A 10,445-nucleotide genomic window follows, 5' to 3' on the forward strand; every position below is an offset into this window, starting at 1 on the left:
GGCCCGCCCGGCTCGTGAGGCCCGCCCGGCTCGTGAGGCCCGCCCGGTTTTCGAGACCCGGCCGGCCGCCGAGGCCGTCTCGCCCCATGGTGGCGACACCTCGCCCACCTTGCCCGGCGAGGGCCGGCAGGCCACGCCGGTGCGGTCCGCCGTGCGCGTCCCCACCCCGCCGGCCTCGGACAACCCGGCTACCGAGCCGTCGCCCGCCGGTTCCAGCGCGCCGCTGCGGACGAACACCCATCCGCGACGCGGCGACCGGATCGTGGCCCGCGTCGCGGACCTGGGCCGACGGGAGACCCACGACCACGACTCGGCCGACCAGGCCGCTCAGGACGGGGCTGGGGCCCGCTCCTGACCGCCCCCTTCCTGGGACGCCGGCCGATAGGCGCCCGCCGCGCCGCCCCATGGGCCGGCCCGGGCGTGAACGGTCAGGTCGGCCAGCACGCCGACCACCGCCGGTAGGCGCACGCTGACGACGATCTCCACCGCATCGGCGACGACTCGGCAGTCCAGCAGGCGGGCGCCGTTGGCGGCACTGATCTCCCCGGCTTGCGCACACACGGACTGCTCGTCGACCGGGGGTAGGGCGGCGGCAGCGAGAGCCGCGAGATCGGCAGCCGCTGCGGCCTGTTGCCGCGACGCGCCGATCACCGTCACGGTGAAGGCGAGTCCGGCCAGCGACAGCAGCGCGAACAGGACGGCAAGCAGCCATACCGTCGCTGATCCGGCGTCCCGCCCTTCCCCGGCCGCTGTGCAGGGGGGCGAGGCGATTGGGGGGTAGTGGCCACCGGTGGTCACGGCGGTGAGCAGTCCGCTGCAGCGCAGGCGGCCGGCTCCACGGGAGTGATGGCGTGCGCCGTCACGACGAGTGTCGGCACCATCCGGCCGAGGCCGGCGGCCCCCACCGGCACCGAAACCTCGACGTCGACCAGGCCCGTTTGGTGGTGCAGCTGCAGGGTCGCGCCGCGGGGTGCCGCCCGGGTCACCGCGGCGGAGACCGTCGCCGGCGCCTCCCCCCTGGCCGCGAGCCGGGCGCCGATCCGCGCCGCGTCGGCGCACCGGGCCTGGGCGCCGACCGCTGAGAGCATCCAGGCCGCAAGGAAGAAGACGACGAACACTGAGGGCAGGCCGGCCGCGAGTTCCGCGGTCGCCTGACCGCCGTCTGCCCCGCGGGTTGGGTCCCGCCGGGGCCGGGCGGCTGCCGGCGGGCGGGGTGTGGGGTGAGCGTGCCCCCGCGGCGCTGTGCTGGACCATCGCATCGCGGCCGCTCAGAACGAGGCGGTCAGCGCGCGCTGCACGACCGACGAGACCAGCGAGCGAGTCGCGGAACTCGACACGACCGCGTAGAGGACACCGGCGAACGCGACCGCGGCGAGCGTGCCGACTGCGTATTCGGCGGTGGACATCCCCAGGTCACGGCCGCCCGTGCCGCGGCGGCCGGCGAGGGCGCGGCGGAAGGCGGCCCAGATGAACGGGCCGCGGGACAGGCGGCTGGGCGACGGGACCATCCTAGACGACGGGAACATCCTCAACGGGAACATCAGGAACACCTCCGGGAGCGGGGCAGAGCTGGATCGGGTGGTGTGTGCGGGCCACGCCGGCAGCGGATGGCTATGCCGGCAGCAGATTCGGTAGGGACCCGAGTACGACCGGGACGACGCCGATCAGCAGGAAGGCAGGCAGGAAGCAGAGGCCGAGCGGAGCGACGGCCAGCACGCCGGCTCGGCGGGCCGCAGCAATGCTTTCCGCGTGGGCCTCGTCGCGGGCCCGCTGGGCGAGCCGGACGAGGGCGGCGGCCGGTTTCGCACCGGATGTCTGAGCCCGGTCGAAGGCTGAGACAGCCGCCCGCATCATCGCGGTCCAGCGCGATCCCGGCGACGCGCGCGGATTGCCGCGCAGCAGCCGCGCCAGCCACGCAGCGCGGCTGCGCGTGACGGTGACAGCGACCAGCCGGTGGCAGGCGGTGTAGGCGTCGGCCCCCGTCGCCATCGCGTCGGCGGCCCGGTGCAGCTCCCTGCCCAGCACGCCGCCGTTGGCGTCGCCGACGGCCACCAGGGCGGCGACGACCGTCCCGCCGCCACGCAGGCAAGCCGCGATCAGGTCGAGGGCCAGCGGTAGATCGGCGAGCAGGCGCTCGCGCCCGGTGCCGGTGCCGGCCGGTCCACCGGTCCGGGCGGCATCCATGGCCACCGGACCCGCTCGCCGCTCGACCCGGTCCGCGAAGGACCGCAGCCAGCGCAGTCCCACTAGGTCAGCCACGCTCCCGACCACCAGGCAGGCGTTGCCGGCGGGGGTGGCAAGCAGTGTGTGCAGCGGGTGGCCGCCGGCCAGCGATCCCAGCGCGATCCCGGCCAGCGGGAGCGCGGCCACCAGCCGGCCGGAGGACCGAGGGCCAGCCAGTGCCGCCGCCAGTTCCCCGGCCCGCACGGCGTCGGCCCGGGCCAGTGAGGCCAGCATCGTGGCGACGGGCGCGAGCCGGGCGCCGACCATCGTGCAGACCTGGTAGGCGATGCCGAGCTGGCGTACGGCGTTGGCCTCGTTTCGGCACAGGGCGACCCCGGGGTCGTCCGCTCCCGCGAGCGTCGCCGCCAGCTGGTCGAGCGGGATCCAGCCAGGGCCACGGCCCGGGGCGGTACCGAGCTCGTCGATGCCGCCTGCGGCGGCGTGCAGGGCGTGCCCGTGGGGACCCCCCGCGTCGAGTTCCGCGGCGAAGGCTGCGAGAAAGTCCTCCGCGTACGCGCGCACCATGGCCTGCCGCCGCCGCGTCCGCTCCCGCCGAACGGCGCGTGCGAGGCAGCCGAGTGCCACGCTCACAGTCACCGCGGGGACGGGGCCGGCGCTCACCGTGAGTACTGCGGCAGTGCCCAGCACGGCAATTCCCAGCATGGCGGTGGGCGCCACCGCGACCGCAGCGGCCCGGCCCGGCCGGCCAGGCCGCGCGGTCCCGTCCGGGCCACGGCGGCGGGCGCGGGTGGCCGAGCCCGCTGCGCCCATCGCGGCGATCAAGATCGCCGTCCTGGTGACGCGGCAGCGCCGACGAATGCCGGCAGGCGCACCCCGCGGACGTCGAGCAGGCTTCGCAGCAGCGGCAGCCCCTCCGCGGCCACGGGGCCGTCGCCGCGCCGCGGGTCTGCCCGCCGGAAGGCGGCCGGGGGCGCCATCAACGCGGGGACGACCTGCACCAGCCCGTCGGGCGCCCGGCGGAACACGCCGACCGCCCGGACCCTGCGCTGCCCGTCCGCATCCCGGTGCAGGTGGACGGCCGCGTGCAGGGCCGCGGCGACGTGACTGTGCACCGCCGCCCGGGACAGCCCAGCGAGGGCGGCCAACGCCTCCAGCCGGGTGGGTAGGGCGCCCGTGTCATTCGCGTGCACGGTGCTCAGACCCCCCTCGTGTCCGGTGTTGAGGGCGACGAGGAGATCGAGCACCTCGGGCCCGCGGACCTCGCCGACGACGAGGCGGTCCGGTCGCATCCGCATCGCCTGTCGAACCAGCTCGCGCTGGGTCACCTCACCGGCGCCCTCGATGTTGGGCGGCCGGGCCTCCAACCGGACCAGGCCGGGTCGGCTCACCGCGAGTTCGGCGGTGTCCTCGACGAGCACGATTCGCTCGCCCGGACGCACCGCGCCCAGCAAGGCGGCGAGCAGTGTGCTTTTGCCCGTGCCGGTGCCACCCGTCACGACGACCGCGAGCCGGGCGTGCAGCAGCGCGTGGAGTACCGCGGCCACCGCGGGGCTCAGCGTGCCGGCAAGCACGAGTTCGTCGAAGGTGAACGGCCGGCGCCGGGGGCGCCGCAGGGACAGGCAGGTGCCGCGCACGGCGGTGGGCGCGAGGACGGCGTGCATCCGGGTGCCGTCGCCCAGCAGGACGTCGGCGAAGGGAACGGCGGAGTCCAGCCGCCGGCCGGCGGCTGCCGCGAGTCGGACGGCGAGGCGGCGCACCGCATCCTCGTCGGCGAAGGTGACCGCCGTCCTCGTCAACCGGCCCTGCCGCTCCACCCAGACCTCGTCGGGGGCGTTCACCAGCACGTCGGTGACGTGCGGATCGGCGAGGAGGGGATCAAGCGGTCCTGCCCCGAGGGGACCGGTGCTGGGCGTCCCGGTGCTGAGGGACTCGGTGCTGAGGGACTCGGTGGTCGCCGACGCCGACCCGCGCAGGGCCGCCGCCTCCCGGCCCTTCACGCCCATGTCCGAGGCTCCGCGCTCGGGTCGTCCGGCGCCTCCTGGCTCTTCGGCCACGGCAGGAGCCCCAGCCGGGCCAGCAGCCGGTCGCCGAGCGGCCCTGCTGCGGCGTCCCGCGGCGCGCCGGTGCCGGCCGTGGCCGTCGGCTGGCGGGTGTCGGCGATGACCCCGGCCAGCGGCACTCCGAGCATCTCGCTGACCGCCGCGGGGGCGATCCCGGCCGACGGGCGTCGCCGCACGACCGCTTGCACGTCCGGGCAGCGTCGCCCGACCACCGTGCAGACACGCTCGGCAGCCATCACGGACGCCAGATCTGCCCGCAGCACCACCAGCGCCGTCCGGCAGGAGTCGAGTGCGAGGGCGGCGGCCGGGTCCTGCTGCCAGGGCAGGTCGACGACCACCAGATCCGACGTGGACCGGGCGGTCGAGAGCAGCGTGGCCATCGGTCCAACCGGGACGTCGGGCCCGAGGCCGAGATCCCAGGACACCACCGTCAGGTCGCCGCCCCGTGCCAGCGGCTCCGGCCGGAAGGTGGACACGTTCTCGCGCAGCTGGCCCGGGGGCGCTCCGTCCGGCGGCGGGAAGGGTTTCGTCGGCTGCGGGTCGAAACCGCCCGGCGGAGGATCGCCCGCGGCCGGCAGGAGCCGCGCGAATCCGGGCGCCACCCCGCTGCCCCGTGGGTCGGCGTCGATCAGCATCGTGCGCAGGCCGTGGCGCAGGCCCGACAGCGCCAGAGAGACGGCCAGCGTCGACGCCCCGCTGCCGCGCCGGCCGGCGACCACCCCGATCGTCACCGATCCGCGTCTGAGACTGTCGAGGTCGCTGAAGACGTCGATCAGCCAGGGCTCCGCCTCCGGCAGGAAGATCACATGATCGGCGCCAATGCGGGCGCCCGCGGACCACACTCGGCCGTCCTCCACGTGGCCGCCGACCAGAAACACGTGCGGGCGCAGCGGCAGGCCGGCGGCGATGCACGCCTCGGCGCGGTCCATGCCGACGACGACCAGCGGCGCCACCGCCCAGGCGCGACGCAGCGCGCCCAGTTCGGTGGCGACGGTCGTGGTGACGTCGGCGGCTGCGGCCAGGCGCAGGAGATCGTCGAGCAGGTCCGGGGCGCTGGTCACGAGGAGTGGCCGCGCTTCGCGGCCGTCCGCGGGGGTGAGCAGGGGCATGGCGGGAGGCATGGTGGGCTCGATTCCCGGTCGGTCTGGGGAGGATGTGGCCCACCATGCGCCGAAGCGGGCCCTGTGGATGAGCGCTCATCCACAGGGCCTCGCCGTGTTGTCATGGAGGTTTTGACCCGCGGCGGGGGAGCTCGTGAGGGCGGTGCCCGGGGCCGCGTCGGTCGGGGCTGACGGCAGAAGTGCCGACGGCAGAAATGAGGAAGCGGCCTACGCAAGGGGGGAGTGCGTGGGCCGCCTCGGGACATGACCCACATGGGGGTTGCCCGTCTTGGATCGGGTCGGATGGTCCTGCGGCCACCAGATCCGACATGTCAGGGCTTACCCCGAGAGCGGGCGGCCTCGAACCACGCGTCACGCGGATTCTGGGCATGCCCTCCGCGTCATGGGATGCAACGCCTGCGCGGGGTGCGGCGAGACCGCGGGGTTGATCAGGCGGTGGCGCGGCCGAGTGCCTCGCAGACGGCCAGCGACTCCCGGGCGGCCAGTTCGAGGGCCCTCGCGCAGTGCAGCACCCAGGCCGTGACCCCCTGCGCCCCACCGTTCACGTAGGCCGCGGCGGCGTCGCGGTATCCGAGGACCGGCGTTCCGGAGTCATCGACCTGGCCGACTTCCAGATGTCCGACATCTGTGGCGGTCAGCGCCTTGGGGTCCAGACCGCGGCTGATGAGGACCAGTCGGGCGGCGGCTCGGGCGATGATGCCGTCCAGCGCGCCGAAGGGCCGTAGGGCCAACAGCTCCCCGTGTACCACTGCGGCTACCACGACGGCCGGCGCCGTGGTCGGGGCGACGAGTAGCCCGGTCAGGCCATCCAGCCGCACCGAGGTCTCGACCGAGTGAGGCGGCGGGCCGAGGCGCAGCGGGTCGAGCAGCTCGCGGGTGCCCGCGTCGGCACGCGGCCGGCCGAGCTCATCGTCGGGCAGGTATCCGCGTCCCAACAGGACGTGCATTCGCGCGAGGGCCTGGCGGGGCGCCCGCTCCCAGGCCGGTGCGAGCATCCCGAGCTCGGCACAGAGCCGGACTGTTCCCAGCACGACGGGGGAGGGCTGGTCGAGGGCAGGCGTGTCGAGAGAGGGCAGGCTGGCAGGGAGCAGGCCGGCCGGAACCTCGCCGCCGGTCGGCGGGACCGACTGCGCGGCCGGGTTCGGTGTCGCCGGGTTCTCGCCCGCCAGGATGAGCGGCGCGTCAGTGCCAGCGCCCGAGAGGTAGCCGCGTAGCCCGTCCAGGCTGATCTCGTGCCCCTCCAAAGCGGCCGAGGCGCGAGCCACCCGAAGGGATGCCTCCGCGGTCACCTCGGCGCTCTGCCGGCGCAGGACGCGGTGCCGAAGCAGCGTGTCGACGGCCGCGCGGGCCCTGTCCGCGGCCTCGCGGACCCCGGGCAGGGCAGCGACTCGGGCGAGCGGGTCGGCGGCGAGGACTGATCCGGACGGGCGGGGATTCACGGTTGGCAGGGTACCGGTCCGCGCCATCCGAAGTCGCTACGAAGCCGGCCGCCGAAGGAGTCACACGGGCGCAGCCGCGTCGTTCGCTCCCCGGAGACGTCCGTCCGGGGGAGACTGCGCATCAGGACAGGGAGCGGCGGGCCGCGCAGGGGCCGCCGGGAGGTGCGCCGGCAGTGTGACGGGCGAGGGGTCCGTGCCGGGTGTCTCCGGTCGGGTCTCCTGGCCCGCCGTCGGCGCGGATCACCTGGGCGGGGCGATGGGTCTCGCGTCCCGACCACATCGGTCAGGTCACGAGCCAGAGGAGGACGAAAGTGTCGACTACTGCCGGAAAGGCTCGCAACGGCCGGGAGCCCTCGCTGGGCGAGCTGGTGGCGCTGGCCACCCGCGATGTCTCGCTGCTCGTCCGTCAAGAGATCAACCTCGCCAAGGCAGAGCTGACCCGGCAGGCCGTCTCGGCCGCGCTCGGGGTGGCCTGCCTCGCAGTGGCGGCCGGGCTTGGGCTCTGCGCCCTGATCGCCGTCACGATCTTCCTCGGCGAGCTGATCACCTGGGCCGGCGTCGAACGATTCTGGTCGTACCTGCTCACCGCGGCGGCATACCTGGTGGTCGCAGGTCTGCTGGCGTTGTTCGCGATCCGCAGGTTCCGTCGGCTTTCCCCGCCTGAACGGACCATCCAGACCGTCCGGGACGACATCTCCTGGCTGCGCAATCCCACTGCGGCACCGGCGTCCTCGGCGGTACCGGCGTCCCCGGTGGGCACCGCATCGCCGGCGGGCACGGCATCCGGGGCGAACACGGCAGGATCGGCCGTGCCGGCCGGCGTGGGAGGTACCGCCCCGTCGGGGCCTGGTGCAGCGGTGCTGACCTCGCAGCACGCCCAGCCCTGACCACCCAGCCTTGACCGCCGGTCCGCGGCGGGTTGCGGTCTGCCATTCTGGCAGGCGATGGAGGACACCGTTCCCGAGCCCGCCAGCGTCCTGATTGACGGGCCGTGGCGGCATCGGGACGTGTCCGCCAACGGCACCCGGCTGCACATCGCGGAGCTCGGCCGCGGCCCGCTGGTCCTGCTGTTGCACGGCTTCCCGCAGTTCTGGTGGGCCTGGCGTCACCAGCTCATCGCGCTGTCCGCCGCGGGCTACCGCGCCGTCGCCGCTGATCTGCGCGGATACGGGGCAAGCGACAAGCCGCCGCGAGGTTATGACGCGTTCACCCTGTCCGACGACATCGCCGGCCTCATCCGGGCGCTCGGCGAGCAGGATGCGGTCATCGTCGGCCACGACTGGGGCGGGCTGCTCGGCTGGACGACGGCGACCCGCCATCCGCTGGTCATCCGTCGCCTCGCGGTCCTGGCGATGCCACACCCGCTGCGGCTGCGGCACCAGATCGTGACGGACCCACGGGGCCAGGGCGCCGCGAGCCGTTACATGGCGGCCTTCCAGCTGCCCTGGCGGCCTGAACGGACTCTGGTCGCCAGGGACGCAGGTCGGGTCGCTGCCCTCCTACACGGGTGGGGAGGCCCCGGGTATCCCGACGTCGAGGCGGAGCGGCGTTACCGCTCGGCGATGCGCATCCCCGGCGTGGCGCATAGCTCCCTGGAATACCACCGGTGGATGTTCCGGTCGATGTTCCGGCCGGACGGGGCGCGGTTCGCCGGCGAGCTGCGGCGGTTGCTGCACGTTGACACGCTGCAGATCCACGGCGCGGCCGATCGCTGCTTCCTGCCGTCCACCGCCCAGGGGTCCGGTCGCTACGTCAGCGGTCCCTATACGTGGAAGCTGCTCGGCGAGGTCGGGCACTTTCCGCACGAGGAGGCTCCTGACCTCGTCAACGCCGAGCTGCTCGCCTGGCTCCGCTCCTGACCGCCGGCGCGGCCCCCGCGCGCGGGGCCGGACCTTCCCTCTCTCCCGCCGGTCGGCGGCCACTGGGGACGGCCGTCAGTCGCATCCCTGCGTGCTGACCGGTGTCACGGCGATGCTGCCGACCGCGGCGGGCTGCGCGACCTCGGCGGCGCTGAGCACGTACCCGGTGTCGTCGTCGCCGATGGCCGCGGCGAACACCACGCCGAGCACGGTCCCGTCCGGGGCGAGCAGCGGGCCGCCCGAGTTCCCGGGCAGTACCTGGCCGCGAACCGCGTAGATGTCGCGCACCACGGTGCCGTGCTCGTAGATGTTCGCCGCGCGGGCCCGCTGATGGTTGCGGACGCGGGCGGCCACGGTGGTGTAGGGCCCGTCCTGGGGATAGCCGGCGATGACCGCCGGCTCCTCGGCGGCGGCCGGCGGGCTGGCCCGTATCCGCAGCGGCGGGCGCTGCAGGTCCGGCACCCGCAGCACGGCGACGTCCTTGTCCGGGTCGAACACCACGACCTCGGCGGCCACGGTGCCGGTGGACAGTACGACCGTGGGATGGCGGACCCCGGCGACGACGTGCGCGTTGGTCATGACCCGCTGGGGGGCGATGACGAAGCCGGATCCCTCGACCCGCTGGTTGCAGGACTGAGCGACGCCGCGGATCTTCACGATGCTCGCCGCCGCGGCCTGCACCCCGGAGGTCTGGGCGGTGGCCGGGTCCGGCGGCCCGGCCGCGATGATCCGCTCGCCTCCAAGGCGGGCGAAGACCTCGGGGAAGGCCTTGTCGTCGGCGAGCTGGCGCAGGTCGGCGAAGGTCTCGCGGACGTCGTCCGGCATGCCGGCGTCCACCGTCGCGAGCACGCGGGAGTCGTGGACCGATCGGGCGAGTGACTCGAAGGGGGAGCGGTCGGCGACGTTCGCGAGCAGCCAGGCGATGAGCAGCACCGACACCCCGGAGAGCACCGCCCCGGCGGCGGCGTCGACGGCCCGCCCCGACCGCCAGGTCATCCGGTCACGCAGCGCGACACCGACCGCCGTGCCGGCGACCTGGCCGGCCAGGGCGAGCCCGAGTACGACGAGCAGGCCGATCAGCGCGCCGTGACCTTCCTGACCGATCAGCCCGGTGAACGGTTTCGCGATCTTTGCGCCGAGCACGCCGCCGCCCAGGAAACCGATGAACGACAGGGCGCCCACCAGAAAACCCTGCCGGTAGCCGGAGACCGCGAACAGGACGACGAGCAGCAGCAGGATGACGTCGAGCACGTTGGGCACGGCGGAGTCTGCTCGGACTCAGGTGATCTTCAGCGTGGCCGTCATGTTGGGATGCAGGGTACAGACCACCGGATAGTCCCCCGGCTGTGTCACCGTGAAAGTGACGCTCTGCGACTCGCCGGCGGAGACGATGCTGGTGTGGGCGGCCGGGATACGCGGGACGACGAAGTTGTGCGGCGGCGAGCCCTGCGCGACGGAGAAGTCGACGCGAATCTTCCCGGCCTTCGCCACCAGCTGCGTGGCGGAGAACTTCATGCTCGGCAGGCCGGTGACGGCGAACACCTGGACGCCGTCCGCGCCCCGGGTGGCGCTCAGCGTGGGGCCGGCCGACGGACTGTCGCCGCCGTCGCCGCCGCAGCCCGCCACGTTCAGCAGTACGGCGAGGACGAGTCCGAGCAGCGCGGCCGCGCGGGACGCTCGCCGGTGGGGCGAGTTCTTCTCCGCCGGGCGGGCCGCCTGGTCGCGGTCCGCGGTGCAGGTCATGGCGGTACCTCTCGGTGTCAGGGCGTGCTCGGCGAGCGT

The 10,445-nt window shown here is 74.4% G+C and carries 11 protein-coding genes and 1 pseudogene; 3 read left to right on the forward strand and 9 right to left on the reverse strand.

Translation table 11 applies throughout. The annotated features are described in order from the left end of the window. Positions 1–355 (forward strand): annotated as a pseudogene (locus NBZ83_RS24875) (hypothetical protein); the annotation flags it as partial. Here NBZ83_RS24875 and NBZ83_RS24880 read toward each other — a convergent pair. From NBZ83_RS24880 to NBZ83_RS24910, 7 genes are all read right to left on the reverse strand, one after another. Further along, complete coding sequence (locus NBZ83_RS24880) at positions 328–798, reverse strand: Rv3654c family TadE-like protein (protein ID WP_261566895.1); 471 nt, start codon at positions 796–798, stop codon at positions 328–330. The pseudogene NBZ83_RS24875 and the gene NBZ83_RS24880 overlap by 28 nt on opposite strands. Then, positions 795–1,259, reverse strand: coding sequence for a TadE family type IV pilus minor pilin (locus tag NBZ83_RS24885; protein WP_261566896.1), 465 nt, complete (start codon positions 1,257–1,259; stop codon positions 795–797). Before NBZ83_RS24885 ends, NBZ83_RS24880 begins: the two co-directional genes overlap by 4 nt. Before the next feature lie 9 nt (positions 1,260–1,268). Then, positions 1,269–1,508, reverse strand: a complete 240-nt coding sequence (locus NBZ83_RS24890) for a DUF4244 domain-containing protein (RefSeq protein WP_261566897.1) — start codon at positions 1,506–1,508, stop codon at positions 1,269–1,271. Between the two features lie 103 nt (positions 1,509–1,611). Beyond that, a complete protein-coding gene (locus tag NBZ83_RS24895; RefSeq protein ID WP_261566898.1) occupies positions 1,612–3,006 on the reverse strand; it encodes a type II secretion system F family protein in 1,395 nt (464 codons plus the stop codon). Beyond that, the gene (locus tag NBZ83_RS24900; protein WP_261566899.1) at positions 3,003–4,187 is read right to left on the reverse strand and encodes a TadA family conjugal transfer-associated ATPase; all 1,185 of its coding nucleotides are present in this window, start codon (positions 4,185–4,187) and stop codon (positions 3,003–3,005) included. The genes NBZ83_RS24895 and NBZ83_RS24900 overlap by 4 nt, the downstream gene beginning before the upstream one ends. Then, positions 4,178–5,365, reverse strand: a complete 1,188-nt coding sequence (ssd, locus tag NBZ83_RS24905; RefSeq protein WP_261566900.1) for a septum site-determining protein Ssd — start codon at positions 5,363–5,365, stop codon at positions 4,178–4,180. The genes NBZ83_RS24900 and ssd overlap by 10 nt, the downstream gene beginning before the upstream one ends. Positions 5,366–5,793: 428 nt before the next feature. Beyond that, the gene (locus NBZ83_RS24910) at positions 5,794–6,831 is read right to left on the reverse strand and encodes a hypothetical protein (RefSeq protein WP_261566901.1); all 1,038 of its coding nucleotides are present in this window, start codon (positions 6,829–6,831) and stop codon (positions 5,794–5,796) included. A 284-nt stretch (positions 6,832–7,115) separates the two neighbouring features. On the opposite strand from NBZ83_RS24910, the gene NBZ83_RS24915 reads away from it, so the two are divergent. Together NBZ83_RS24915 and NBZ83_RS24920 are read left to right on the forward strand one after the other, a co-directional pair. Continuing rightward, a complete protein-coding gene (locus NBZ83_RS24915) occupies positions 7,116–7,691 on the forward strand; it encodes a phage holin family protein (protein WP_261566902.1) in 576 nt (191 codons plus the stop codon). A 57-nt stretch (positions 7,692–7,748) separates the two neighbouring features. Continuing rightward, positions 7,749–8,663 carry an alpha/beta fold hydrolase gene (locus NBZ83_RS24920; RefSeq protein ID WP_261566903.1) on the forward strand — a complete coding sequence of 305 codons (915 nt, stop codon included), beginning with the start codon at positions 7,749–7,751 and terminating at the stop codon, positions 8,661–8,663. 75 nt (positions 8,664–8,738) lie between these two features. On the opposite strand, the gene NBZ83_RS24925 is transcribed toward NBZ83_RS24920, so the two are convergent. Further along, positions 8,739–9,923: a MarP family serine protease gene (locus tag NBZ83_RS24925; protein WP_261566904.1), complete on the reverse strand. Its 1,185-nt coding sequence runs from the start codon at positions 9,921–9,923 to the stop codon at positions 8,739–8,741. Between the two features lie 18 nt (positions 9,924–9,941). Next, a partial coding sequence (locus NBZ83_RS24930; RefSeq protein ID WP_308203827.1) for a cupredoxin domain-containing protein occupies positions 9,942–10,445 on the reverse strand: 504 nt, incomplete at its 5' end.

Origin of the sequence: Frankia gtarii, assembly GCF_025403375.1 — a bacterium.
In the GTDB taxonomy this organism is placed as follows: Bacteria; Actinomycetota; Actinomycetes; order Frankiales; family Frankiaceae; genus Frankia; species Frankia gtarii.